The organism is Methylobacterium sp. J-118, from assembly GCF_057836565.1.
Map to the genome: position 1 here is coordinate 5,516,957 of NZ_JBYQFA010000001.1, position 25,849 is coordinate 5,542,805.

At 72.6% G+C, this 25,849-nt stretch carries 21 protein-coding genes; 9 read left to right on the top strand and 12 right to left on the bottom strand.

Features of this window, described 5'->3' with window-relative positions:
* Positions 1–58: 58 nt before the first annotated feature.
* Entirely contained in the window at positions 59–703 is a 645-nt protein-coding gene (locus tag AC3IF3_RS26860) for a hypothetical protein (RefSeq protein WP_243972319.1), read from the bottom strand.
* Positions 700–1,959 carry an ATPase gene (locus AC3IF3_RS26865; protein ID WP_489230957.1) on the bottom strand — a complete coding sequence of 420 codons (1,260 nt, stop codon included), beginning with the start codon at positions 1,957–1,959 and terminating at the stop codon, positions 700–702. Before AC3IF3_RS26865 ends, AC3IF3_RS26860 begins: the two co-directional genes overlap by 4 nt.
* Before the next feature lie 298 nt (positions 1,960–2,257).
* On the opposite strand from AC3IF3_RS26865, the gene AC3IF3_RS26870 reads away from it, so the two are divergent.
* Positions 2,258–4,105 (top strand): cation:proton antiporter domain-containing protein, encoded by a 1,848-nt coding sequence (locus AC3IF3_RS26870; RefSeq protein WP_489219063.1) that lies wholly within the window; start codon positions 2,258–2,260, stop codon positions 4,103–4,105.
* A 57-nt stretch (positions 4,106–4,162) separates the two neighbouring features.
* Here the strand turns inward: AC3IF3_RS26870 and AC3IF3_RS26875 are convergent, their stop codons facing one another.
* On the bottom strand, positions 4,163–4,570 hold the full coding sequence (locus AC3IF3_RS26875) for a hypothetical protein (RefSeq protein WP_243967778.1): 408 nt from the start codon (positions 4,568–4,570) through the stop codon (positions 4,163–4,165).
* Between the two features lie 335 nt (positions 4,571–4,905).
* Here AC3IF3_RS26875 and AC3IF3_RS26880 point away from each other — a divergent pair, with 335 nt between their 5' ends.
* Positions 4,906–6,081, top strand: a complete 1,176-nt coding sequence (locus tag AC3IF3_RS26880) for a vWA domain-containing protein (RefSeq protein ID WP_489230959.1) — start codon at positions 4,906–4,908, stop codon at positions 6,079–6,081.
* A gap of 182 nt (positions 6,082–6,263) precedes the next feature.
* Here AC3IF3_RS26880 and AC3IF3_RS26885 read toward each other — a convergent pair whose 3' ends face one another.
* Positions 6,264–6,584 (bottom strand): 2Fe-2S iron-sulfur cluster-binding protein, encoded by a 321-nt coding sequence (locus AC3IF3_RS26885; RefSeq protein ID WP_243967776.1) that lies wholly within the window; start codon positions 6,582–6,584, stop codon positions 6,264–6,266.
* 135 nt (positions 6,585–6,719) lie between these two features.
* Positions 6,720–7,040, bottom strand: a complete 321-nt coding sequence (locus AC3IF3_RS26890) for an Hpt domain-containing protein (RefSeq protein ID WP_243967783.1) — start codon at positions 7,038–7,040, stop codon at positions 6,720–6,722.
* A gap of 299 nt (positions 7,041–7,339) precedes the next feature.
* Between AC3IF3_RS26890 and AC3IF3_RS26895 the strand changes: the two genes are divergently transcribed.
* Positions 7,340–14,659 (top strand): apolipoprotein A-IV repeat region-like domain-containing protein, encoded by a 7,320-nt coding sequence (locus tag AC3IF3_RS26895; RefSeq protein WP_489230960.1) that lies wholly within the window; start codon positions 7,340–7,342, stop codon positions 14,657–14,659.
* Positions 14,660–15,220: 561 nt separating this feature from the next.
* Here AC3IF3_RS26895 and AC3IF3_RS26900 read toward each other — a convergent pair.
* Both AC3IF3_RS26900 and AC3IF3_RS26905 read right to left on the bottom strand, forming a co-directional pair.
* On the bottom strand, positions 15,221–15,661 hold the full coding sequence (locus AC3IF3_RS26900) for a DUF1489 family protein (protein WP_243967773.1): 441 nt from the start codon (positions 15,659–15,661) through the stop codon (positions 15,221–15,223).
* Between the two features lie 143 nt (positions 15,662–15,804).
* Positions 15,805–16,779, bottom strand: coding sequence for a hypothetical protein (locus AC3IF3_RS26905; protein WP_489230961.1), 975 nt, complete (start codon positions 16,777–16,779; stop codon positions 15,805–15,807).
* Between the two features lie 117 nt (positions 16,780–16,896).
* On the opposite strand from AC3IF3_RS26905, the gene AC3IF3_RS26910 reads away from it, so the two are divergent.
* From AC3IF3_RS26910 to AC3IF3_RS26930, 5 genes are all read left to right on the top strand, one after another.
* Positions 16,897–18,072: an MFS transporter gene (locus AC3IF3_RS26910; protein WP_243967771.1), complete on the top strand. Its 1,176-nt coding sequence runs from the start codon at positions 16,897–16,899 to the stop codon at positions 18,070–18,072.
* Positions 18,073–18,137: 65 nt separating this feature from the next.
* Entirely contained in the window at positions 18,138–19,274 is a 1,137-nt protein-coding gene (locus tag AC3IF3_RS26915; RefSeq protein ID WP_409564796.1) for an ABC transporter permease, read from the top strand.
* Between the two features lie 22 nt (positions 19,275–19,296).
* Positions 19,297–20,082: an ABC transporter ATP-binding protein gene (locus tag AC3IF3_RS26920; RefSeq protein ID WP_489230962.1), complete on the top strand. Its 786-nt coding sequence runs from the start codon at positions 19,297–19,299 to the stop codon at positions 20,080–20,082.
* 98 nt (positions 20,083–20,180) lie between these two features.
* Positions 20,181–21,263 (top strand): MlaD family protein, encoded by a 1,083-nt coding sequence (locus AC3IF3_RS26925; protein WP_243967768.1) that lies wholly within the window; start codon positions 20,181–20,183, stop codon positions 21,261–21,263.
* Between the two features lie 121 nt (positions 21,264–21,384).
* On the top strand, positions 21,385–21,966 hold the full coding sequence (locus tag AC3IF3_RS26930) for an ABC-type transport auxiliary lipoprotein family protein (RefSeq protein ID WP_243967767.1): 582 nt from the start codon (positions 21,385–21,387) through the stop codon (positions 21,964–21,966).
* Positions 21,967–22,248: 282 nt separating this feature from the next.
* Here the strand turns inward: AC3IF3_RS26930 and AC3IF3_RS26935 are convergent, their stop codons facing one another.
* Positions 22,249–22,434, bottom strand: coding sequence for a GNAT family N-acetyltransferase (locus AC3IF3_RS26935; RefSeq protein ID WP_489230963.1), 186 nt, complete (start codon positions 22,432–22,434; stop codon positions 22,249–22,251).
* A gap of 37 nt (positions 22,435–22,471) precedes the next feature.
* On the opposite strand from AC3IF3_RS26935, the gene AC3IF3_RS26940 reads away from it, so the two are divergent.
* Positions 22,472–23,281, top strand: a complete 810-nt coding sequence (locus AC3IF3_RS26940) for a hypothetical protein (RefSeq protein WP_489230964.1) — start codon at positions 22,472–22,474, stop codon at positions 23,279–23,281.
* Here AC3IF3_RS26940 and AC3IF3_RS26945 read toward each other — a convergent pair.
* The 4 genes from AC3IF3_RS26945 to AC3IF3_RS26960 all read right to left on the bottom strand — a co-directional run bounded on the left by AC3IF3_RS26945 (position 23,278) and on the right by AC3IF3_RS26960 (position 25,823).
* Positions 23,278–23,454 carry a hypothetical protein gene (locus AC3IF3_RS26945; RefSeq protein WP_243967761.1) on the bottom strand — a complete coding sequence of 59 codons (177 nt, stop codon included), beginning with the start codon at positions 23,452–23,454 and terminating at the stop codon, positions 23,278–23,280. The two genes, AC3IF3_RS26940 and AC3IF3_RS26945, sit on opposite strands and share 4 nt — an antisense overlap.
* An 86-nt stretch (positions 23,455–23,540) precedes the next feature.
* Complete coding sequence (locus tag AC3IF3_RS26950) at positions 23,541–24,167, bottom strand: helix-turn-helix domain-containing protein (RefSeq protein ID WP_243967760.1); 627 nt, start codon at positions 24,165–24,167, stop codon at positions 23,541–23,543.
* 124 nt (positions 24,168–24,291) lie between these two features.
* Positions 24,292–25,110, bottom strand: a complete 819-nt coding sequence (gene thiD / locus AC3IF3_RS26955) for a bifunctional hydroxymethylpyrimidine kinase/phosphomethylpyrimidine kinase (RefSeq protein ID WP_489231377.1) — start codon at positions 25,108–25,110, stop codon at positions 24,292–24,294.
* Positions 25,111–25,118: 8 nt separating this feature from the next.
* Positions 25,119–25,823 carry a thiamine phosphate synthase gene (locus AC3IF3_RS26960; protein WP_489230965.1) on the bottom strand — a complete coding sequence of 235 codons (705 nt, stop codon included), beginning with the start codon at positions 25,821–25,823 and terminating at the stop codon, positions 25,119–25,121.
* Positions 25,824–25,849 lie beyond the last annotated feature (26 nt).

Here is a 25,849-nt window from a genome sequence, read left to right on the forward strand (position 1 = left end):
AACTGGCCTGGACGCAACCGGTAGCGCGTGGCGACGCCGCCCGGCAAGCGAGCCGGGCCTAACCCTTCTCGTGCCAGACGCAGTTCCGGGCCAGGATCTCCAGGTTCACGTCGGATTTCTGCGGCTGCGGCAAGGTCTTGCCGTCCATGGCGAGGTCGATCTTGATCTCGACCTGCCCCTTGGACTCGTTGGAGCGGCGGGAGAAGTAGCAATATTGCTGGTAGGGCTGGTCGGCATTGTCCTTGAAGTTCCAGCCGGTCACGATCTGCCCGTCGAGGTAGGGCACCTGCTTGAACACCGTGAAGGTGGTGTTCACCGCCGCCTTCGAGGCCGGGGCGGCGTCGCTGCCGAGCTGCGCCCGGGTGGGCGTCGGCGTGCCTCCGCCCATCTTGGGCAGGCCCTCGAGCTTGAGGGTGTTGTCGGTCAGCGTGACCTCGCCCTTGGTCTTGAGGGTCACGTCCGAGAGCGCGGTCTGCATGGCGGCGGCGATCTTCTCCGCCGCGGTGTCGAACTGGTTGAGCGTCGCCCAGCCATAGGCCGCCGCCCCGACGCCGATGCCCGCGAGGCACGCGAAGGCGCCGAAGCCGAGCGCCCGGAACAGGAAGGCGCGGGCGGCGACGTAGCTCGAATCCGCCCGCAGCCGGGAATTCACCTGCTGGGCGAGGGCGACGTTCTCCGGCGTGCCGTTGGCGACGTAGTTCATGCGCCGGCTCCCGCGGCCGGGAGGGTCTGGCCCGGATGGGTCTGTCCGGGCAGGGCCTGCTGGCCCGGCACGGGCCGGTTCATCGGGATCACCGCGCCCGAGGCGTTGGCCGCCCGGGGCAGGATCGGCTCAGGATTCGAGCGCAGGGCGTCGGCGATGGCGTCCAGCATGTAGGGGGCGGCCTCCGGGTTCACGGCGGCGCCGAGGTCGTCCTCGTCCATGAAGGTCCGGCGGGTGGAGACCGCGCTCAGCGCCAGGATCGTCGACGCGAAGGCGGCGCAGAGGGCCGGCACGAACACGAAGATCCGCAGGAAGGCGTGGACCTGGCGCTCGCTCACGTCGATCGGGTCGACCCCGTAGACCATGGCGGTGAAGGAGTGGAGCTGCGAGCGGTTGACCGCGTTGCGATAGGCCTGCTCGGCATCGGCCACGTGCCGGTCGGCGGCGCCGGGATCGAGGGCCGCCCGGGCCTTGCGGGCCTCCTCGAGGTTCTTGATCAGCGCAGCGCGGTCCGTTGAGGCCTTGGTGACTCCCGCCGAGAGGGCGGCCACCCGCGGGTCGGCCAGGCATTTCAGGTTCTGGTACTTCCGGCCCTTGCTGTTGGTCCCGAAGACCCGCTCGCAGCGCTGGGCCGGCAGGCCGGCGAGCTGCTGGGCGTTGTCGGAGGCGCGCTTCTCGATCTGGTCGAGTTCGGCCGTGTACTGCGCCACGCGCTCGTCGGCCGCCTTGATGCGGTCACCGATCGTGGCGCGGTCGGCCTGGGCGTCCTTCAGGGCGGTCTTGGCCTTGGCGGCCTCCATCAGGCGCGGGTGGAACATCATCTCGCCGAGCTGCGACACCGACTTGGTCGTCACGCCGGCGGCGAAGACGATGCCGAGCACGGCGAGGGCGCGCACGAAATACGAGCGCTGGGTGCGGGCCAGGATGCCGAGGGGGACCCGGCACAGCTCCACGGCGGCGTAGACCAGGGGCGCCAGCAACATGAAGTAGAACGCGTGCCAGTCGCCGTCGCTGTACACGCTGGCGAACAGCCACGCGCCCCAGAGCGAGGCGCCGATCACCATGAACTCGACGAGGTAGGCGATCGCCACGTAGCCCCACTTGACGCGGTAGCCCCGGTCGACGTGCCGCTGGTGGCGCCAGCGGTCGGATTCGAGCCTCCATTCCCGCTGCTCGCGCTTGCGGTCGCGGCTCGGAGGGGCGGCCGGGCCGGAGAAAATCGATTTGATGGAAATCATCGGCCTCGTCGCATCCATCGGGTCCAGTCCCGGGCACGGCCCGCCCACGCTTAACCCTCGGTTAACTCCCGCGTGTATGCGTGCATTGTGCCGATTTTGGGCCGCGTTGCACGCCTCGACCGTCCGGGCGCCTGTGGGCACCGGTCCGGTGGCCGAAATGTCTCACCCGGATCGTGTATCCGGCTTGTGTCAGATCGCACGCGGCCGGCCGCGCCGGCGCCGAAACCGGTTGCCCGCCGGGCGGAGGCGACCCATGATCGCGCAGCCGTGATCGGCGCCTGCTCCGTCCCGAACAGCGAGGTTCGATCCGCCGCCGATGCCAGAGCTCCACGCCGGCTCCTACAAGGAAGCGATCCTGTTCCTCGTCACCGCGGGCATCGTGGTGCCGTTGTTCCACCGTCTGCGGATCTCGCCGGTGCTCGGCTTCATCGGCGCCGGCGCCCTGCTGGGACCCTACGGCCTCGGGCGCTTCGCCGACGATCATCCCTACGTGCACCTCTTCACCATCGGCAACCGCACGGAGATCGCGCATCTCGCCGAGTTCGGCGTGATCTTCCTGATGTTCATGATCGGGATCGAGCTGTCCTGGGAGCGCCTCAGGATCCTGCGCCGCCTCGTCTTCGGCCTGGGCTCCCTGCAGGTGGGCTGCTCCGCCCTCGTCCTCGCGATCATCCTCTACGGGTTGAGCGTGCCGCTGGCCGGCGCGGTGATCGTGGGGATCGGGCTCGCCCTGTCGTCGACCGCCGTGGTGCTGCCGGTCCTGGCGGAGCAGAAGCGGCTCAACGCGCCCACCGGCCGGGCGAGCTTCGCGGTCCTGCTGTTCCAGGACCTGGCGGTGGCGCCGGCCCTCTTCGCCATCGCGGTGCTCGGCCGCGACGACGGGGGCGACAAGGGCTGGGCGCTCGCCATGGCCCTGGGCCAGGCGGCCATCGCGCTGGTGCTGATCGTGATCGCCGGGCGCCTCGCCCTGCGCCCGCTGTTCCAGCTCGTGGCGCGCACGCGCTCCACCGAGCTGTTCATGGCGGCCTGCCTGCTCGTCATCGTCGGCACGGCGCTGACCGCGGCGGCGAGCGGCCTGTCGATGACGCTGGGCGCCTTCGTGGCCGGGCTTCTGCTGGCCGAGACCGAGTATCGCCGGGCGATCGAAGCGACCATCGACCCGTTCAAGGGCCTGCTGCTCGGGGTGTTCTTCGTCTCGGTGGGCATGAACCTCGATCCGGCCCAGCTCATGGCGACGCCCGGCGCGATCCTGGGCCTCTCGCTGGCGCTGGTCCTGATCAAGGCCGCCGTGGTGGTGATGGCCGCCCCGGTGATGAAGATCCCCCGGCCGGTGGCGATCGAGACGGCGCTGCTGCTCGGGCCGGGCGGGGAGTTCGCCTACGTGCTGATCGGCGGCGCGATGGCGACCGGCCTCGTGCCCGAGGAGGTCGGATCCGCCGCCCTGGTGGTGACCACCGTCACGATGATTATGATCCCGGGGCTCGCAGCGATCGGCCGGCGGCTCAAGCTGCGGGCGACGGCCAACGCCCGGGCCGCCGCCGGGACCGAACCACTGCCCGACCGGGTGGAGAACCGGGTGATCGTCGCGGGCTTCGGCCGCGTCGGACGGCAGGTCGGCGAGATGCTGGAGCGGCACAAGATCCCGTATCTCGCCCTCGATTCCGACCCCGCCCGGGTGGCCGAGCAGCGGCGCGCCGGCGCGCCGGTCTTCTTCGGCGATTCCGGAAACACCGAGATCCTGCGCCGCTGCGACATCGCCTCGGCCCGGGCCCTCGTGGTGACCCTCGACAATCCCCGGGCCGTCGAGGCGGCGGTGACGGCGGCCCGCGCCGAGCGGCCGGACCTGACCATCGTCGCCCGGGCCCGCGACGCCCGCCACGCCACGGCGCTGTACGAACTCGGCGTCGACGACGCGGTGCCAGAGACGATCGAGGCATCCCTGCAATTGTCCGAGGCGGTGCTGGTCGATGTCGGCGTGCCGATGGGTCTCGTCATCGCGTCGATCCACGAGCGGCGGGACGAGTACCGGGCCCTCCTCAAGAAGCGCGAGAACGAGGCGAAGCCGATCTTCCGGGCGCGGCGCACCGTCGGGAAGGCCCTGGGCAAGCCCGCGGTGAAGCGGGAGCCCGGGCGCCGGGAGGAGGCGGCCGGCCAGGAGGCGTGAGCCAGGGGCCCGTCCGGCCCGGGATCGCCGCGCGGGCCTCGTCCGGCGCGGCTGGCCTCAGGCCGGGGCGGGATGAGCCTCGGCGAGCTTCGGGCGCCGCACGACGCGGTTGCGCTGCGCCGGCTCGAACCCGTCGGCGAAGCTGCAGCGGTAGACCAGCTCGTCCGCCGGCCCGAGGCCGGTGACCAGCGGCACCGTCACGGTGTCCCCGGAGAAGCGCCAGCCCCGCGCGCCCTTGTCCCAGTAGAGCCAGACCGTTCCGGGATAGCCCCGCAGGGTGAACACCGCGGCCTTGCGCGACAGGGCCTGCACGGCGCGCGGCGCGTACATGCCCTTGTCGCGGTAGCCCTCCCGGGTCGCCTCCGGCTGACGGTCCATGAAGGTGTTGCGCACCAACTGAATCGTCGCGCCCGGCTTCCCAAGAAACCGCTTGAAATCCGTCAGATTCCGCAGGATGACCGCCATCGCAGGTCTCCTCGCTTGCCCTGTCCGGTCCGCGTGGCCGCGTCCGCACACACTCGATCCTTCGAGTTGAGCGATTCCCATGACCGAATGAGTGACCGCACGAGGCGTCCGACGGCACATATCAACAGATTCGATGACTTATACCCAGCTTCTGCGGCGTGAGTGTCCGGAGAGACTCCGCGCGGCGTCGGAATCGACCGGTGACGCGGCGCTGAATCTTGTCGACCATCCCTGAAGATTCGGAATCCGGTCCGGGAAGTCCTGCCAAGCTTGGTCCAAGTGACTCCGATTCGCCTGGACTTGACCCGCGCCGCCGGCTGGCGCGTTCTTGGCGGATGCTGCTGCAGTTCTTCACGGCCCTCCGGGACGCCAAGGTCCCCGTCTCCCTGAGGGAGTACCTGACCCTGCTCGATGCCCTCGACCGGGGACTCGCCGGGCACGAGGTCGAGGCGTTCTACTTCCTGTCGCGCACGGCCCTGGTGAAGGACGAGTCGCATCTCGACCGGTTCGACCGGGTGTTCGGCACGGTGTTCAAGGGTCTGGAGACCCTGGGCGAGGCGGTGGAGCCCACCGCCGTCCCCGAGGAATGGCTGCGCAGGATCGCCGACAAGTACCTGACCGAGGCCGAGAAGGCGGAACTGAAGGCGCTCGGCTGGGACAAGCTGTTCGAGACCCTGAAGCAGCGGCTGGCCGAGCAGAAGGGGCGCCATCAGGGCGGCTCGAAATGGATCGGCACCGGCGGGACCTCGCCGTTCGGCGCCTACGGCTACAATCCCGAGGGGATCCGCATCGGCCAGGACGGCAACCGCAACTTCCGCGCGGTGAAGGTCTGGGACAAGCGTGCGTTCAAGGACCTCGACGACGACCGGGAGATCGGCGCGCGCACGATGCGCCTCGCCCTGCGGCGCCTGCGCCGCTTCGCCCGGACCGGCGCCGCCGAGGAGCTCGACCTCGACGGCACGATCCGCGCGAGCGCCCGCCAGGGTTATATCGACGTGAAGCTGCGGCCGGAGCGGCGCAATGCCGTGAAGGTGCTGCTGTTCCTCGATGTCGGCGGGTCCATGGACTGGCACATCGAGCAGGCGGAGACCCTGTTCTCGGCGGCGCGCTCGGAGTTCAAGCACCTCGCGCACTACTATTTCCACAACTGCCCCTACGAGGCGGTCTGGACCGAGAACCGGCGCCGGCACGAGGCGAAGACGCCGCTCTTGGACGTGATCCGCACCTACGGCAGCGACTACCGGGTGGTGTTCGTGGGCGATGCCTCCATGAGCCCCTACGAGATCGCCGCACCGGGCGGCTCGGTGGAGCACTGGAACGCGGAGGCCGGCGCCGTGTGGATGCAGCGCCTCCTCGATCACTTCCCGAAGACGGCGTGGCTGAACCCGGTGCCCGAGACGCATTGGGGCTACACCCAGTCGGTCGGGATGATGCAGCGGCTCGTCGGCGGCCGGATGTTCCCGCTCACCCTGGAGGGGCTCGATGCGGCCGCGCGGTCGCTGGTGCGGTGAGGCGCCGTTTCCTGGTGCCGCCGTCGCGGTGCTGAGCGCCCGCTGCCGCCGTCTTTGCGAGCGCAGCGAAGCCGCCCAGCGGTGCCATGCCCGCCGACGTCACGCTGCCCCGGGTCGCTTCGCTGCACGCGCGATGGCGTGTTAGAGGCAGGCCGGCGGAACCGACCGGAACCGAAGCCGGATCAGCCCTGCTGGGACGGCGTCGTCACCACGAGCCCATCGAGCGCCGGGGTGATCTTGATCTGGCAGGACAGGCGGGAATTGTCGCGCACGTCGCTGGCGAAATCGAGCATGTCCTGCTCCATGTCCTGGGCCTTGCCGACCACCTCGATCCACGCGTCGCCGACGTAGACGTGGCAGGTCGCGCAGGCGCAGGCGCCGCCGCATTCCGCGTCGATGCCCGGCACGTTGTTGCGCAGAGCCGTCTCCATCACGGTCGCGCCGACACTGCCTTCGACGGTCCTCTCCGTCCCGGCGTGGTCGACGTAGGTGATCTTGGGCATGCTGGGGGCTCCGGGCTCGCGTCGGGCGCATTCAGTCCAACGGGCGGCGTGACTGCTTGGCGGCTGAAACTTCGGAATGCAAGCGCGGCAATTGACGCCGATCCCGGTTCGATCGCCGCATCGCGGCCGGGCCCGTCAGGGGTGCCAGACGGCGACCGCGGCGAGCGCCGCCGCGACCGCGTCCGCGAGGTCGTCGAGGGGCACCGGCCCGCCGCCGTCCCGCAGGCGCGTCTCCGCGGCATCCGCCAGCGCGTGGATCCGTGTGGCGCCGACCCCCGCGGCCGAGCCCTTCAGGGTATGGGCGAGGTCGGCGCGCTCACCCCGCGGGAGGGCCGGGTCGGTGAGCCGCGGCAGGATCGACCGGCACTGGCCGGCAAACAGCATCAGAACCTCGCGGGCGAGGTCGGCATCGCCGCCGGTCTGGGCGTCGAGCGCCGCGCGGTCGATCGGCGGCATGATCGGCGGCATGCCGGGGCTCCCGGACTCGGTGTTCTTCGGGGATTGCGGGTCTGATCCACACAATTCACCCCCCGATTCGCCGGCTGGGGATCGCGCCGGACCCCTCCCGTGCGGCAGGATGCGGAGGCGGTGAGCGGCAGGGTCGGTAACCATTCGGTTAACGTTTTCTGGGGCCGGCCGGAGGCTCGGGTATCGGCAATCGCTGCCCAGGTCTAATCTTGTAATGGTAAACGGGGCGTTGCGTCTCCGGCATCCGCCTCCCCAGGTGCCGGTGATCCCGTGTGACGAGGCGTTGAATGGCGACCGAGAAGAAGCTGAAGGATCCGGCCGAGGCCGCGCTCTCTGCGATCGAGCAGGCGCTGAACCTCGACGCCCTGACGCCGACCGGCCCCGAGGGTCGCGCCGAGCCGCGCCTGCCCGATGTCGGTGACGCCGATCCGCTGCTCGACGGGAACCTCGACCCGGTCGGGCGGACCATGCCGCCGCGCCTCGACCTCGACCCGCCGCTCGCCTCCGACCTGCCCCCGCCCGGCCTGGAGCGCCCGCGCCGCGAGGGCGGCCTCCTGCCCCCCGACCGCTCGCTCGTGGCCAACGACGACCGGCGCAACATCGGCATCCTGCAGCAGACCCTCCGGGTCCGCTCCTCGCCGAAGCCCTACCTGTTCGCCCTGGCCGCCGGCCTCGCCTGGATCGGCGCCCTCGTGCTGATCGCCTGGACGAAGTCCGAGGGCGACCTGCGCGTCGTCGTCGCGGGGCTCTCGGCCCTCCAGGCGAGCGTCGCCGCCGCGGCCCTGTTCGGCCCGGTGGTGCTGTTCGTCATCGCCGCCATGCTGGCGGTGCGCGCCCAGGAGATGCGCCTCGTCGCCCGCGCGGTCGGCGAGGTCGCGGTGCGGCTGGCCGAGCCCGAGAGCTTCTCCACCGACGCGGTCCTGACCATGTCGCAGACCGTGCGCCGGGAGGTGGCGGCGGTGGGCGACGGCGTCGAGCGGGCGCTTGCCCGGGCCGGCGAGCTCGAGACCCTGGTGCGCGGCGAGATCGCCACGCTGGAACGGGCCTATTCCGACAACGAGATCCGGATCCGCTCCCTCGTCGAGGAGCTGGTGGCCCAGCGGGAGGCCATCGTCACCAATGCCGACCGGGTGCGGACAGCCATCACCGGCTCGCACCAGAGCCTGAGCCAGGAGCTGGAGGGCGCCTCCGACCGGATCGTCTCCGCGGTGAACGGCGCGGGTGAGCGCGTGACCGGGGCTCTGGCGACCCGCGGCGCCGCCATCACCGCCTCCCTGGGCGAGGCCGGCGACCGGGTCGTCGGCCTGATGAACGCCCGCGGCAGCGACCTCATCGACAATCTCACGGCCACCAGCCACGCGGTGCGCGGCAGCCTCCAGGAGGTCGGCGAGAGCCTGACCCGCACGTTCCAGGGCCACGCCGGCGAGGCGACCGGCGCCTTCGAGGCCGCCGGCACCGCCCTGGCGGGCCGTCTGTCCGAGAATGCCGGCACCCTGGCCCGGAGTCTCGAGGAGACCGGTGCGCGGGTCGGCGCGGCGCTGGAGCGACAGGCCGGCGCGGTGCGCGAGAGCTTCGAGCGTTCGGCGACCGGGCTGGAGACCGTGTTCCTGTCGCGCGGATCCGAGCTGACCGACCGTTTCGGCGCGATGGGTGCCGAGATCACGGCGCGCTTCGCCGAGACCGGGTCGGCCCTCACGCAGGACATCGCCGGCCGCGGCACGGCGTTGCGGGGCGAGATTGAGAGCGCGGGCCTGGCGGTCGCCGAGACGATCGAGGGGCGCGGGCGCGACGCCCAGGCTGCCCTGGCACTCGCCGCCAGCGGCGTCGGCGAGACCCTGACGGCCCGGGCCGGCGCGGTTCGCGACGACCTGCTCGGCGCCGCCGAGCGGATCGCCGAGGCCCTCGCCGAGCGGGGCGGCGGCGTCGCCGACCGGATGGACGGCATCGCGGCGCGGCTCGACGAGACCGTGACGGTGCGGGCGGCGGATCTGGAGAACCGCGTCGCCGCGGCGGCCGAGCGCGCCGGAAGCGGCATCGCGCGGCGGACCGACGCGGTCGCGGCCAACCTGGAGGCCGCCTTCTCGGCGCTGGGCCAGGGCTTCGAGACGGGGGCGGCCTCCGCGGTCAAGTCCCTGCGCGGCACGGTCGAGGGCCTGTCCGGCGAGATCGACGGGCGCGCGGCCGAGGCGGTCGCGGCGCTCCGGCGCGGCGCCGAGGAGGCCACCACCGCCCTGCACGGGACGACCGAGGCCGCCACCGGCGCGGTCGAGACCCGGACCCTCGAGGCCGTCCGGGCCTTCGAGCATCGGATCGCGGATTCGGCCGCCGCCCTGGCGGCGCGGACCGAGGAGGCGGCCGAGGCGCTCGCCGCCGCCGCCGAGCGGACGGGCACCGCCGCCGAGGCGCAGGCCCGCGACGCCGCCGCCCGGCTGGCCGCGACCCTGGAGACCCTGCGCACCGCCTCCGCGGAGGTCGCCGGCACCGTCGAGGCCGAGACCGCGTCCCTCATGGCCCGGTTCCTCGAAGCCGCCGATCGCGCCGGGACGGATCTCGGGAGCCGCGGCACGGAGGCGGTCTCGGCCGTCCGCGCCGCCCTCGACGATCTCAACCGCGAACTCTCCGCCCGCACCGGCGACGCCACCGGCAGCCTCGCCGAGGCCGCCCGGGCGATCTCGGACGACCTCGCCGCCCAGATCGGCGCAATGGAATCCACCTTCGGGGAGCACGGCCGGAGCGTCGCGGGCCTGCTCGCCAGCCACGCCGACGAGACCCAGGCCCGGATCAGCGGCACCGGCCGCGACATCGTGCTCGCCGTGGCGAGTCAGGGCGCCCGCATCGCCGACACCCTCAGCCAGACGGGCGCGCGCTTCGCCGAGACCGCCGACGGCCGGGTCCGGGCGATCGACGAGACGCTGGGCAGCCGCCTCGCCACCCTGCAGGAGACCATCGCCCGCGGCGACATCCTGGCCGACCGGATCGGCCGCGACACCGCCGCCCTCGGAGAGACCGTCGGCGCCCGGCTGGAGGAGATGGACCGGCTCATCACCGGCAAGGGCCAGGCCGTGGCCGAGACGATCTCGGCCCGGGCCCGCGAGGCCGGCAGCCTGATCGAGACCCATCTCGGGGGGCTGGAGGAGCGCTCCGCCCAGCGGGCCGCCGAGATCGGCGCGGCCGTCGCGGACCTCGTCAGCCACATCGACGGCCAGCTCGGCAGGCGCGCCACCGCGATGGACGAGGCCCTGCGGTCGCGCACCGACGAGATGGCGCGCATCGTGGCCGAGGGCCACCGCGGCCTCGTGGAGATGCTCGATGGGCGCACCTCCGGGCTCGGGCAGGACATCGCCCGGCACACGGGCGAGATCGCCCGCCGGATCGAGGAGAGCGCCGGCCACTTCGACGCCGGCGTGATCGGCCGCCTGCAGGCGATCGCCGACACGCTCGACGAGCGCGCCCGGCTCGTGGACGAGAGCTTCGGCGTCCAGGCCTTCGAGGCGATCCGCCTCATCGAGGCGCGCACCCGCGCGGTGGACGAGGAACTGGCCGGCCGGACGCGCGACCTCGTGGCGATGGTCGCCGACCGGACCGGCGGCCTCGACGGCGCCATGGCCGAGCGCGTCCGCGCTCTGACCGCCACGATCGAGGCGGCCACGAGCGGTCTCGAGGCGTCGCTGTCGGGCCGCGCCGAGGCCCTCGTGCGGCTGGTGGACGAGCGCACCGAGAGCGCCGACGCGACGCTGGCCGCCCGCACCGAGGCCGTGCGCGCCGCCTTCGCGGAGCGCGCCGATCTGCTCGGCCGGCTCATCGACGAGCGCATCGCCGCCGTGTCGGGCGAGCTCGACGAGAAGGGCCGGGCGGTGTTCGGGGCGATCGGCGGCCGGATCACCGAACTGGCCCGCCTGCTCGACCGCGGCGGCACGTCGCTGGCCGAACTGATCGACCAGCGCGGCGAGAGCGTCCTGGCCAAGCTCCAGCAGACCATCGCGGATGCCGAGCGCATGCTCGACGCCGGCGAGGGCCGCCTGGGCCACACCCTGTCGAGCCGCACCGCCGACATCAGCGGCCTGCTCGACGACGGCGTGCGCACGGTCCATACCCTGCTCGACGACCGCACCAACCAGATCCGCGTGATGCTGGACGATCACGCCGGCACCCTGGCCGCCACCCTCGACGGCCGCATGGGCCCGATCAACGCGGCGCTGGACGGCCGCGGGCAGGCCCTGGTCGCCGCCCTGGACGGTGCGTTCGGCACCGCGACCGGGGCCCTGGACGACCGGACCCGGCAGCTCGGCAGCCTGTTCGACGAGCGGCTGGGCCACCTCGAGACCCTGGTCGAGGGGCGCGGCAACCGCCTCGCCGACACCCTCGGCGAGCGGGCCCAGTCCCTCAAAACCCTGTTCCAGGAGGCCCAGTCGGCCCTCGACGCCGTGGTGGAGGACGGCGGTGGCCGCTTCACCGCCTCGGTCGACGCGCGCATCCAGTCCCTGCGCGGCGTGCTGGAGGAGGCCCCCGCCGCCGTCTCGGCGCTGGTGGAGACCCGCGAGCGCCAGCTCGCCGCCACCCTCGATTCCCGCACGCAGCGCCTCCAGACCCTGTTCGAGGAGGCCCAGACCGGCCTGCGCGACCTCGTGGACGGGCGCGGCCAGGAGGTCGCCGACGCCATCGCGACCCGGACCGAGGGTCTGCGCACGATCCTCGACACGGCGCCCGGCCAGCTGGCGGACCTGCTGGATAACCGGCTCTCGGACCTCCAGGGCCTGTTCGAGCGGGCGCAGGGCGAGATCGACCGCCTCGTGGAGACCCGCGGCCGCCAGATCGCCGGCACGATCGAGCACCGGACGCAGGCGCTCCAGGCGACCATCGAGAAGGTCAATCCCGCCATCGCCGGCCTGCTGGAGACCCGCGAGGGCCAGCTCGCCGAACTCCTCAAGGAGCGGACCGGCGAATTGCAGCTCTTGTTCGAGCGGGTACAGGGGCGCCTCGGCGCGATCGTCGAGGGGACCGGCCGCGACGTGTCCGAGCGGGTGGATACGCGGATCGAGGCCCTGCGGACGACCTTCGAGGAGGCGCGCGCGGCGATCGAGGGGCTGCTCGACGAGCGCAGCCGGACCCTGATCGACGCCGCCCAGGGCCGCACCGGCGCGCTGGTCGAGGTGTTCGACACCCGGCTGCGCGACCTCGACGGGGTCGTGGAGGGCCGCGCGGCGGCCCTGGCGCAGGCCGTGGAGGCGCACAGCGAGGCCCTGGCCCGCGGCGTCGATGCCCGCGCCGACGCCTTCACCCAGCGGATCGACAGCCGCATGCGGCTGTTCGCGACCCTGGTGGCGCAGCGCGCCGACACGCTGGCCAACGCCTTCGACGACCGCCACGAGGCCTTCGCGGGCCTGATCGACGAGCGCACCGCGACTCTCGTGGCTGCCCTGGACGAGCGGGCGCGGGCCCATGCCGAGCAGGTCGACGCCCACAACGCGGCGCTGGCCGAGACGCTGAGCCGCCGCGAGGCGACCCTGGCGGGCCTGATCGACGACCGCACGGAGGCCCTCGGGGCCGGATTCGAGCGGCGGATCAACGCCCTGGGCACCCTCGTGGACGCCCGCGGCGAGGCCCTGTCCCGCCGCCTCGCCGAGAGCGCCGAGGTCCTGGTGCGCGCCATCGAGGAGCGGGGCGGTGCCCTCCTCGCCGGCCTCGACGACAGCGGACGCGCGGTCGGCGACACCCTGGAGGGGCATGTCGAGCGCCTGCGGGCCGCCATCGACGGGCCGATGCTCGACCTGTCCCATGCCCTGGCCGACCGGGCCGACGCCATCGAGCGGGCCCTCGCCGAGACCGGCCTGCCCCTGGCCGAGAGCCTGCGGGAGCGGACCGAGGAGCTGGCCGTGCAGTCGCGGGCCTCGGCCGAGCTGCTGCGCGCCGCCGTCGAGGACGGGGCGGGCCGCACCCTGTCGGAGCTGTTCGAGACCAACGACCGGATGGGCCGGGAACTCGGCACCCTGCTCCAGCGGATCGAGACCGCCAACGCGGCGCTCGGCGAGCTGGTCGCCGGGGCCGACACGAATCTCGGCGCGGTCGAAAGGAGCCTCGCGGACCGGATCGAGCAGGTCCAGGGGGCGCTGCAGCGCATCGCCGCCGAGACCGGAAGAGCCAGCGCGGGTGTCTCCGCGCAGGTCGAGGCCCTGCGCGGCGCCGCCGACGGGGCCCTGAGCGAGGCGTCCCGCCTGGCCGAGACCCTCGACGACCGGGGCCGCTCGCTCGGGGAGCAGACCGCCACCCATGTGGCCACCCTCGACCGGGCGGCGGCCTCGCTGGCCGCCATCGAGGAGCGGCTGGGTTCGGCCCTGTCGGGCCGCGAGACGGCGCTCACGGAGGCGCTGGCCACCTTCGAGGCCCGCGCCGCCGCCCTGGAGCAGAACGGCAACGCCCTGGCGCAGACGATCGAGCGCACGCTGCGCGCCGCCGAGGAGCGCGCCCGCAGCGTGGGCGAGACCCTGACCCGGACGGCGCAGGGCGCCGGCGCCTCGGTGACGAGCGCCTTCGCCGACCTGAAGGACAGCGCCAGCGCCGAGGGCGAGAAGGCCGCCCACGGCGTGCGGCAGGCCATCGAGGAGGCGTCCCGGGAGATGCGCAGCGGCTTCCAGGAGGCCCAGGCCAGCTTCGGCGACTCCTTCTCGGCGCTGCGCGAGATGGCGGGCTCGATCCGCGGCGAACTCGACGCGACCCGCGCCGAACTCGCCAAGGGCGTGCTCGACCTGCCCCGCGAGACGCAGGACGCCACGGGCGAGATGCGCCGGGTGGTGGCGGACCAGATCAAGGCGCTCAACGAGCTCTCGACCCTGGTCTCCCGCTCCGGCCGCTCGGTGGACGTCGCCCAGCCGCAGGCCCAGCGGCGGGTCGCCGAGGGCGGTGGCCGGGCCGCCGCGGTGCCTGCGGCCGCCCAGGCCGCGACCCAGGCCGCGATCCAGGCTCCTGCACCGGCCCCGTCCTTCGCGTCGGCCCCCCCCGCCATGCCGCCCCTGACGCTGCCGGCGCCCCCGGCGCGGTCGCGGCCCGCGGCGGCCGGTCAGGCGGCCCGGATCGAGGCACCGCGCACGGCCGCCCCGGCCCGCCCCGCCGGCCCTGCGCAGGCCGGGGACAAGCGGGGCTGGCTGTCCGACCTGCTGACCCGCGCCTCGCTGGACGACGATCAGGAGGCCGAACCGGGCGCCGAGGCACTGGCCGCCGCCGCGCCGTCGGGACGGCGGACCCCGGTGGCCGCCGCCGAGACCGGGCGGATCGCCCTCGACACGATCTCGACCGACATCGCCAAGATGATCGAGCACCGGACCGCCGTCGACCTGTGGGAGCGCTACCGGCGCGGCGAGCCGAACCTGTTCGATCCGCGGATCTACACGCCCCAGGGCCGGACGACCTTCACGGAGATCCAGCGCCGCTACCGGGCGGATGCGGAGTTCCGCCGGAGCGTCGACCGCTACGTCAGCGAGTTCGAGCGCCTGCTCGGCGACGTGGTCAAGAACGACAGCGACGCCAAGCGGACCGACGCCTATCTCACCTCCGAGACCGGCAAGGTCTACACGATGCTGGCCCATGCCAGCGGGCGCTTCGACGGGGCGTAGCGTGCTGTCCGCCGCAGTGGATGCCGGTTCGGCTTAGGAGAGCCCGTTCGAACAAGGAGCCAGAGCCGGTCCCCTTCGCAGCGCGACCGGGACCGGCTCTGGAAGCAGCCCTTTCAAGGTGTTTGGGCTGGGTGCATGGATCACGATCCATGGCTGTAACATCGTGAAAAAGCCGCGTGTTTCCCCTCCGCCTTTCGGGTTTGCGGCTTCACGGATCGAGCCGGGCTACTTGGGCACAGGACGGGGCGCGGGTCCCTTCTGCCGTGCGGGCTACGATGTTCACCGCGTTTCCCTCCCCCCTCTGCGGGGGAGGGAGGGTGTGTGGCAACGCCGGACCGGCACACCCGTCGACCGGGCGATGATACCGAACGCGAAGCGTGAATTCGCTGGTCCGCACAGGAGAGGGGGCCTGTCGCGCCTTCCCGAGCCAATGTGTGGACATCGTAGCGATGGTGAGGGGGATCCCGCGCCTGGTCGGTGTCCCGGCACCTCCGGACACATCTTGAAAGGGCCGGGTTCTGTGACGCGTCCCGCCGGCCTGCCCCGGGACGGGCGGCGCCGTCACAGCAGGCCGAGGCCGACCAGCTCCCGCCGCAGGGCTTCGGGCATCTCGGCGAGGTCGCCCGCCGCCGCCGCGCCGAGGTCGGCCGGCGCATCGTGGGCCGTGAGGTAGCGCCAGCCCTGGAATGGGCGGCAGGGCCGGGGGGCCACCGGGACGAGGCTTGGATCGAAGACCAGGCGGCAGCGCGGGATGCCGTCCTCGCCCGTCACCGGCTCGATCGCGGTGATCGCCTGCCGGCAGGAGAGGGTCCCGCGGATCACCCAGTAGATCGAGCCCTGGCCGCTGATCTCGCGGTGCCGCTTGGGCAGGGTCCGGGTGACGTGGGACGGCGCGGCCGCCCGCCCCTCCCGGAGCGCCTCGGCCAGGACCCGGGCCTGCCGCGCTTCGAGATCGGCGATCGAGGCGGGGCCGACGCAGAGCTTGATCAGGTGCAGGGCCACGGGCGCGCGGTCTCGGTTGTCTCGGCGGGGGCCCCTGATAGAGCATGATCGGGCAAAGGGGGACCGGGTCTTCCGGACCACCTGCGCGCCGGCGGATGCCCCATCCGGGGCGCCGCCGGTCCGTTCACGATGCGGCGCGCCGGTCAGGCGAACAGGGCGAGCCGCTGCTCCGGCGACAGGGCGTCGATCTTGGCCAGGCTCAGCGCCGCCTCCCCCTGCCCTGCCTCCGTCTGCATCCCGCCCGGCGCGGGGGCGGCCGCGACGATCCCGGCCCAGTCGAGTTCGAGCATTTCCCGGGCCGGCTCGCTGTCCGCGTCGGCCCCGATCTGGGCGCCGTCCGAGACCGGCAGGAACACGAGATCCTCGTGCAGCGCTGGGCTCCCCGGCCGGGCCACGAGGGCGGCCGCCGTCACCGCCGGGACCTCCATGCTGATGTAGCGATCGATGTCGCTCTGGCAGAGATCGCCCGCCTCGGCCTCCCCGGCGCCGGCCCGCGCGCCTGTCCCGGCGCCGGGCGGGGACGGCACCCGCGCGGCCCTGTCGCCCCAGATCGCGATCATCGCCGACAGGCGGTCTTCGAGGTAGCGCAGGGTGTAGACGATCCGGGCGGTGCGCTGCGCCGTGAGGTCCTGGAACGAGCAGGCCGTGTAGATCGCGGTCGCGTGCAGATCGAGGGCGTCGCAGGCCGCCGCATCGGCGCCCCGCTCGCGCAGCGTCCAGGCGGATTCCTGGATCGCCTCGGCCGAGCCGAGGATGTCCGACGTCGCCCGCTCGGTCTCGCGCACGATCCCGTCGAGGGCCAGCGACGCCTGCGTCAGACGGGTCTGCTGGCGGTCCGCGGCGCTGATCGCCGCGATCTCGCTCTTGGTCCGGCTGATCGCTTCGGCCATCTCGACGAGGTTGCCGCGCATCTGTCCGAATGCCTCGTGGCCGCGGTCGGCGACGACGTTCCGCTCCAGACGGGCGATCGCCCCGAGCAGCGTCTCGGTCTCGGCCCCCCGGTTCCGGCGGGCATGCTCGGCCAGGAACCAGCGCCCGCGCTCGGAGGCGGCGATCGTCGCCGCGATGGCGTCGTACTCGGCCGGCGCGTTCGGGCTCGGGGTGGCGGGACCGGACATGAGCTTCCCTGAACGCCCGCGGCGAGCGCGACACCGCGGCAATTTGACAGGATCCGTTTAACGGGCACTTACGGGGCGGCCCGCCGCCGGGCCTCCCCGAAAGCCCCCGAGCCCGTCTTGCCCCGCCCGTCCGGCCCGGCGCGCCTGTCGCTGCTCTACGCCGTGGTCTTCACCGAGATCGGCATCGCCATGCCGTTCATGCCGGTCTGGCTCGACGCCCTCGGGCTCGATGCCGGGGTGATCGGCGTGCTGCTGGCGCTGCCGATCGCCACCCGGATCGCCGCGACCGCGCCGCTGATGAGCCTGCTCGACCGCGGGCTCGGGCCCCGCCGGATGATCCTGCTCGGCAGCCTCGCGCTCAGCCTGACCTACGCGCTGATGCCGACCGCCGCGGCGATCGCCTGGCCCTGGCTCGCCGCGCTGATCGTGCTCAACGCGGTCGCCGGCGCACCGCTCGTGCCCTGCATCGACTACCTGACGCTCGCGGCCGTGCGCCGGGACGCCCGCCTCGCCTATTCCCGGATCCGGATGGCGGGCTCCGTCGCCTTCCTGCTGGCGAACCTCGCCGGCGGGCTCCTGCTCTCGGCGCTGGGCGGCCGGCTGGCGGTGCCGCTGCTGCTCACCGGCCTCGCCCTCGGGGCGGCCCTGGTGGCGTGGCGCAGCCGCGCGGTGGCGGCCCTGCCGCAGCCCGCCGCCGGCGCCGGACGGCCGCGCCTGCCGCCGATCCTGTGGCTCTGCATCGGCGCCGCCGCGGCGATCCAGGCGAGCCACGGCGCGATCTACGGGTTCGGCAGCATCTACTGGATTGATCGCGGCATCCCGGCGGCCTGGGTCGGATCGCTCTGGGCGACCGGGGTGCTGGCCGAGATCGCGCTGTTCGCCGCCCTGCCCGCCCTGCCGGCGGCGTGGCGCAGCCCGGTGCGGCTCCTGGCCCTCGGCGGGGGGGCCGCCATCCTGCGGGCGATCGGGATGTTCCTGCTCGGCGACCGCCTGGCCGCCCTGGTGCCGCTGCAGGCCCTCCACGGCCTGACCTTCGGGGCGACGCAGCTCGGCGCCATGGCGGCGGTCTCGGCCTACGCCCCGGAGGGCGCCCGCGGGCGCGCGCAGGGCACGCTCAGCGCGGTCAATGCCGGTATCTCCGTGGTCGCCACCCTGGTGAGCGGCCTCGCCTACCGGGCCGGCGGCCCCCTCGCCTTCCTGCTGATGGCGCCGCTGGCCGCCGCCGGCCTCGGGCTCGCCCTCGCCGCCCGCCCTGCGGCAGGGGTGAGGGCGGACACGGATCGTCAACCGTAATGTCGACATAACCGCCCGGCAGGGTGGTGCCTCGATCGAGGAGTGAAGTCTTGCTGAGCGAGGGCATTGTTCCCGCCGCCTTGGCGGGCGCATCGGTGCGGGACCGGACGTCGGACGGCCGGCTGGCGCTCGACGGCCGCTGGACCGCCGACCAGGCGCCCGCCGTCGAGGCCGCGGCCGCGCGCATCGCGGCGGCCGGCCGGGCCGGGCCTGTGGCCCTCGACCTGGCGGGGATCGAGCGCCTCGACACCCTGGGCGCCTGGGTCCTGGAGCGCACCCGCGCCGAGATCGAGCGCGCCGGGGGCGGCCTCACCTATCTCGGCGTGCGGTCCGAGCACCGCACCCTGCTGGGCGAGGTCCGCCTGCGCGAGCCCGAGGCGCCGCCGCCGCGGCGTCACGGCCGGATCGTGGGATGGCTCGATGCCACCGGGCGCCGGACCGTGCGCGGGGGGCAGGAATTCGTCACCGCCCTCGCCTTCCTGGGCGAGCTGATCGCCGCCTGCGGCCGCGTCGCCCTGCGGCCCGGCACCTTCCGGGGCACGGCCCTGGTCAACCAGATCGAGCAGGTGGCCCTCAACGGCACGCCGATCATCGTTCTGATCTCGTTCCTGGTGGGCGGCATCGTCGCCCAGCAGGGCATCTTCCAGCTCCAGCGCTTCGGCGCCCAGACCTTCGTGGTCAACCTGATCGGCCTGCTGATCCTGCGCGAACTCGGCGTGCTCCTGACCTCGATCATGGTGGCCGGCCGCTCGGGCTCGGCGATCACCGCCGAGATCGGCTCCATGCGCATGCGCGAGGAGGTCGATGCGCTGCGCGTCATGGGCCTCGACCCGGTCGAGATCCTGATCGTGCCCCGGGTGCTGGCCCTGATGATCGGCCTGCCGATGCTGACGCTGATCGGCGACATCGCGGCGCTCGCCGGCGGCGGCCTCACCGCGATGCTCTACGGCGGGCTGACCCTCGACCAGTTCCTGGCCCGGCTCCAGGCGGCGGTGGGCATCCACCACGTGATGGTCGGCCTGATCAAGGCGCCGTTCATGGCGCTGACCATCGGCATCATCGCGACCATCGAGGGCTTCGCCGTGGAGGGCTCGGCGGAATCGCTGGGACGCCACGTCACCGCCTCGGTCGTGAAGGCCATCTTCATGGTCATCGTCCTCGATGGCCTGTTCGCGGTGTTCTTCGCCGCGATCGATTTCTGAGGCCGCCCCGATGGATGCCTCGATGACCGCCCCCGCCCCGATCATCCGCGTGCGCGACCTCGTGGTCGGCTTCCGCGACCGCGACATCCTGAAAGGCCTGAACCTCGACATCCGGGCCGGGGAGATCCTGGGCTTCGTCGGCCCCTCCGGCCAGGGCAAGTCGGTGCTGACCCGGACGATCCTGGGCCTCAACCCGAAGCGGGCCGGCACGATCGAGGTGTTCGGCCGCGACGTGGACGACCTGACCTACGCCGAGCGGCGGCGGATGGAGCAGCGCTGGGGCGTTCTGTTCCAGCAGGGTGCCCTGTTCTCGTCGCTCACTGTCAAGCAGAACATCCAGGTGCCGATGCGCGAGCACCTGAACCTGTCCGAGCGCCTGCTCGACGAGTTCGCCCGCCTCAAGATCGAGATGGTCGGCCTGAAGCCCGACGCCGCCGACAAGCTGCCCTCGGAACTGTCGGGCGGCATGATCAAGCGCGCGGCTCTGGCCCGCTCCCTGGCGCTCGACCCCGAGATCCTGTTCCTGGACGAGCCGACCTCGGGCCTCGATCCGATCGGCGCGGGCGAGTTCGACGACCTCGTCTCGACGCTGAAGGAGACGCTGGGGCTCACCGTTTTCATGGTCACCCACGACCTCGACAGCCTCTACACCGCCTGCGACCGCATCGCGGCGCTCGGCGACGGCCAGATCATCGCGGCCGGCAACATCGACGAGATGCTGGCGAGCGACCATCCCTGGCTGCGCGCCTATTTCCACGGCAAGCGCGCCCGGGCCATCGCCACGGGGAATGCGGCGGCCCATGCCTGACCGCTTCCCCATCCCGATCCCGCCCCGCTCCTGTCCGGGAGTTGAGGCCCGACGCCCGGACGGGTCCCGTCCGCCAGGCAGAAGAACAGGCTGAGCGCATGGAAACCCGCGCGAACTACGCCCTCATCGGGGCCTTCACCATCGCCGTCATCCTGGCGGGCTTCGGCACCGTGCTGTGGCTCTCCGGCGGCTCGTCGCGGCAGGTCAGCCAGACGGTGCGGATCGTCTTCTCCGGCTCGGTCGGGGGACTGTCGCGCGGGTCGAGCGTGAACTTCAACGGCATCAAGGTCGGCGAGGTCACCGATATCCGCCTCGCCCCGCAGGATCCGCGCCGGGTTCTGGCCCAGATCAAGGTCGAGCCAGCGACGCCGCTGCGGGCCGATACCCGCGCCCGGCTCGATTCCGCGATGCTCACCGGCGTCTCGGTGATCTCGCTGTCGGGCGGCAACGCCGATGCGCCGGCGCTGACCCCGATGGCCAACGGCGAGCCGCCGACGATCTTCGCCGATTCCTCCGACATGCAGGACATGATGGCGCTCGCCCGCCAGGTGGCGCAGCGGGCCGACGACATGCTGGCCCGCCTCGACCGGCTGGTCTCGGCCAACGAGGGCGCGATCAACCGCTCGCTCACCAACGTCGAGACCTTCTCCAAGACGCTGGCCGATGCCGGGCCGAACATCTCGGCCCTGGTCAAGGCGGTGGACGGCGCCAAGCTCGGCCACGTGATCGACAACGCCGACCGCTTCTCGGAGGCCCTGTCCAAGGCCAGCCCCGACATCGAGGGGAGCCTGCACGACGCCCGGTCGCTCGCCGCCAAGCTCAACGCCTCGGCCGACAAGATCGACGCGGTGCTCAACGGCGCCCAGGGCTTCCTCGGCTCGGCCTCGGGCCAGGAGGGCTCCAGCACCTTCTCGGAGATCCGCGCCGCCGCGGTCTCGGTGCGCGACGCCGGCAAGGCCTTCCGGGTGATGTCGGAGAACCTCGACAAGCGCACCGCCAGCATCGCGACCAATTTCGGCCGGCTCAGCGGCACCGGCCGCCGGGAGGTGGAGGCCCTGTCCGGGGACGGCCAGCGGACCCTGAGCACCCTCAACCGCACGGTCCGCAGCCTGGAGCGCGACCCGAGCCAGGTGATCTTCGGCGGCAAGCCGTCGTTGCCGGAATACAACGGCGGCCGGTGAAATCACCGGTCGCCGGGCCGATGTGTCCCGTCGCACGGCACGGATGCCGCGGCGGCGTAGTTTTAACCGCATAGCTTATACAGCTCCGCCGTTCGCCGGTGGGGCTTTTCAGGTTGCGTGTATGGTCCGCTCGTCCCACATTGCCGCCGCTACGCTGCTCGCTGCCCTGCTGGGCGGCTGCGGCGGCGGCGCCGCGCCCCTCACCTTCGACCTGGCGGCCCTGCCCGCAGCCGGGCGGCCGGTCGCGGCCGTCCGCTCGATCGCGGTCTCGGAGCCGGTGGGCATCCAGCCCTTCGAGGCCGACCGGATCATCGTGCGCGAACCCGGCGGCGCCCTCTCCTTCCTGGGCGGCGGCCAATGGGCCGACCGCCTGCCGCGCCTGATCCAGACGCGGATCATTCAGAGCCTGGAGAATTCCGGTCGGCTGCGCTCGGTGAGCCGGCCCGGCGACAAGGTCGTGGCCGATTACCAGCTGATCAGCGAGATCCGCGCCTTCGACGTCCAGGCCGGGACCGGGGAGGCGGTGGTTGACCTGTCGCTAAAGCTCGTGGCCGACGGCACCGGCAAGGTGACCGCCGCCCGGATCTTCACGGCCCGGGTCCCCGTGGCCAAGATCGATGCCGGTACCAGCGCCCACGCCCTCGATCAGGCGCTGATCACCGTGCTGGCCGACGTGGTGCGGTGGGTGAATACGGGGCGGTGAGGCCGCATCGTCCGCAAACGCTCTGGCATCGTCAGACGGTGCGCCTCTGGAAGGATGACGTCCCGTCCACGCCCTCATCCTGAGGTGCCCGCGCCAGCGGGCCTCGAAGGAGGCCTCCAGGGATCGCGCGGCCGGCGGGAGGGCTCCTTCGAGGCCTCCGCTGCGCTCCGGCGCCACAGGATGAGGTGGAGGATTGGACGGGCGGGGCCCTTTCGGACACGCCCTACGATCTGCGGCTGAGCGCCCTCGCCGACGCCGGACCTGTCTCGGCGAAGGCGCGCTCTACCGCAGCGCCTTGGCCAGCACGACGTTGAACGGCCGGAAGCCGCGCCCCTGGAAGAAGCGGAGGGCCTCTTCGTTCCGCGTCCACGCGTCGAGGACGAGGCGATCCACCTGCAGAGCCGTGGTCGCGCCTTCCACCGCGCGCAGGAGCGCCGTCGCCACGCCGGCATGGCGGGCGGGATTCACGGACCGCGATGCGCTGGATGTAGATGCGCCGGCGCGCTTGCGTGAGCACGGTGGGGGGACGTTCCTGCAACTCGTACCAGAGATAGCCGACCGGCTCGGCGGACTGCTCGGCGATCAGAAGGTCGTTCTCGGGCTTGTCGAGGAGGCTCGCGAAGAAGGCCCGCAACTCGGCCGCATCGACCTCGGCTTTGAAGACGTCCGGCTCCAGCCGCACGTGCAGCGCCTGCACGATAGCGTTCAGCGCGACCAGGACGTGCAAATCTGCCGGCGTGGCGGGACGTACGAAGACCGCCTGCTTACCAGCCATGCCGATCTAATTACGCGGCTCAAGTTCGAACGCGGGCAGAGTCTCGTCGGCTCGATACACACCGACCACGACGACCCGCTCCGGACGGTCGCGGGTGACCGCCAGGACGGCTCTCATGTCACCGGCGCGAACGAGGAAAGCCTCCTCGCCGCTGAGCATACCCAGGCGAACGACATCGTCCGAATGCGTCAGTGTTTCGCGATCCTGCGCGACACGCTCGACTCGTTGAAGAAGCCGATCCACATCGACGGTTTTGAGGCCCTGCGCGCGCATGTGATCGACGGCGTGCTGGGTGAAGACTGCGTTCATGTCTGGCGATCCCCCGGCTCGGATCCGAACATGCGCTTGATATCGTCGAGCGTGCGCAGCTTCCCGTCTCGGATATCGCGTTTTGCCGCTTCGATCATCGGCCCCACCAGTTCCTGCAACGCAATGCCCAGGACATCTGTCTCGCTCAACGCGCGACGCACCCGATTTTCAGAGCGGGCGGCGCCCCACCCGTATAACCCCATGCCCAGGAGGACGATCAGGAGCAGCTAGAACGAGCGGCTGTGTGGCGTTGCACTCCAGTCGAGAGTCTGTACTCCGTCGCGTGTCGTCGTGATCTCAAAGATGTAGGCGCCCGACAGCACGGTGCCAACCAGACCAAGCAGGCCGAGGCCGAGTGCTTTCATGAGCGGATGGTCGAAGAGCAACCGCCTGATGCGCTCCACCGAGCCGCCTCTGATTCTGATAGATCCCGTTCGGCGTTAGAGATTGTTTCAGGCAGCGCGTCCGCGCAAGACGACCGCTTGGTTCCTCACTCCATCACGGCGGCCTTCAGGATCACCACCATGGTGGCCCGCGCCGGTCCGTCGGTGCAGCGCACGAGGTGGGGCCGGTCGCAGCGGTAGCGCAGGGTCTCGCCGGCCCGGGCCCGCTGCACGATGCCGCCGATCTCCACCTCGAACGCCCCCTCGGCGACCGACAGTGATTCCACCGAGCCGCGCTGGTGCGGGTCCGAATCGAGAACCCCGCCGGGATCGGCCGTGACCTCGTACCATTGCAGCCACTCGATCGTCTTCAGCCAGCCGATGATGGCGAGCCGCACCTTGCCGTCCTCGGAAACCAGGATCGGCGTGTCCGCCCGGGAGGTCTTCTCGATGAACGGCTCCTCGTCGCCCGCCGCCAGGACGCGCTCGATCGAGACGTCGAGGGCCTGGGAGAGCCGCCAGATCGTGGCGAGCGTCGGGTTGGTCTCGTTGCGCTCGATCTGGCTAATGATCGACTTGGCCACGCCCGATTGCTCGGCGAGTTCCGAGAGCGACAGGTTGTAGGCCTTGCGCAGGCGCTGGATGGTCTTGCCGAGCTGGCCGGAGAGCACCTGCGCCCCGGTCAGCAGGTCGCGCCCGCGTCCCCGGTCGGGCCGTTCCGCCTGATCCTGCATGATCTCCGGTCCGCCTGCGCCGTTCCGTTATCCGAACGATCGTGCGCTTCTTCAAACGCAATCGCCGCCCGGGCGCAAGGCGGAGGGGGCTCGGCGCACTGGAAAGCGCCGCCGCCCGCCCGGTCTACGGCCAGAGGGCGTGGAAGTGGTGGACCGGCCCGTGGCCCGCCCCGACGCCCAGGCGGTCCGCGGCGGCGAGCGCGGCCGTGAGGTAATCCTTGGCGCTGGCCACCGCCTCCGGCAGGGTCAGTCCCCGGGCGAGGCCCGCCGCCACCGCGGCCGAGAGGGTGCAGCCGGTGCCGTGGGTGTTGGCGGTGGCGATCCGCGGCGCCGCCAGGGTCCGCAGGGTCCCGTCCGCCGTCACGAGGTGGTCGATACTCTCCCGCCCCGTCCCGTGGCCGCCCTTGATCAGCACCGCCCGGGCGCCGAGCGCCACGAGCCGCCGGGCCTGCGCCACCGCCGCGGCGTCATCCTCGGCGACCGACTCGCCGAGCAGCACCGCGGCCTCCGGCAGGTTGGGGGTGATCAGGTCGGCCCGTGCCATCAGCCGGTCCCGGAGCGCCGCCACGGCGTCGTCGGCGATCAGCCGGTCGCCGCTGGTGGCGACCATCACGGGGTCGAGGACGACGGGAATCGCCCCGGCGTGGCGCGCGAGACCCTCGGCCACCGCTTCGATCACCGCGGGCCGGGACAGCATGCCGATCTTCACGGCGCGCACCGCGAGGTCGGAGAACACGCTGTCGATCTGCCGGGCCACGAACGCCGCCGGCACGTCGTGGATGCCCTGGACGCCGAGGGTGTTCTGCGCGGTCAGCGCCGTGATCACGCTGGCGCCGTAGACGCCGAGCGCCGAGAAGGTCTTGAGGTCGGCCTGGATGCCGGCGCCGCCGCCGGAATCCGAGCCCGCGATGGTCACGGCGATCGGCACCGGGCCGCGGCTCATCGGGCCGCTCACCGCGTCCGCTCCGCCAGGGCGGCGTCGATCCGGGCGCGCAGGTCCCGGGCGCGCGGGCGCACCGGCTCCGCCCCGAACAGGGCGGTGATCACCGCGACGCCGTCCGCCCCGGCGGCGATCACGGCGGCGGCGTTCTCCAGGCCGATCCCCGCGATGGCGCCGAGGGGCAGGCCCGCGCCCCGGGCGAGGCGCGCCCGGAAGGCGATGCTGGAAAAGCCGTCGAGGCCCACCGGCGGGTCGGGGTTGTCCTTGCTGGTGGTGGCGAACACGCCGCCGATGCAGGCGTAGTCCACGGGCAGCCGGTACAGCTCGTCGGCCTGGGCCGCCGTCTTCACCGTGAGGCCGATGATCGCGTCCGGCCCCAGGAGGCGGCGGGCGTCGGCCGGATGGAGGTCGCACTGGCCGAGATGCACGCCCTCCGCCCCCGCGGCGAGGGCGAGGTCGACCCGGTCGTTGACCAGCACCGGCACCCGTCCGCCCACCGCCTCCCGGATCGCCCGGATCCGCGCCAGGGCGGCGCGGGCGTCCGGGATGTCCTTCTCGCGGTACTGGAGCAGGGTGCAGCCCCCCGCCACCGCCTCGGCCCCGAGGCGCCCCAGCCGGTCGCCGTCGCCGCCGCAGATTCCGACATCGAGGAGACCGTAGAGCCGCAGGTCGACCGCGCGGCCCCCGGTCGATGCGGCGTTCGCGCGCTCTGGCATCGCTGTCGCTCGGCCCCCGCCCCGGC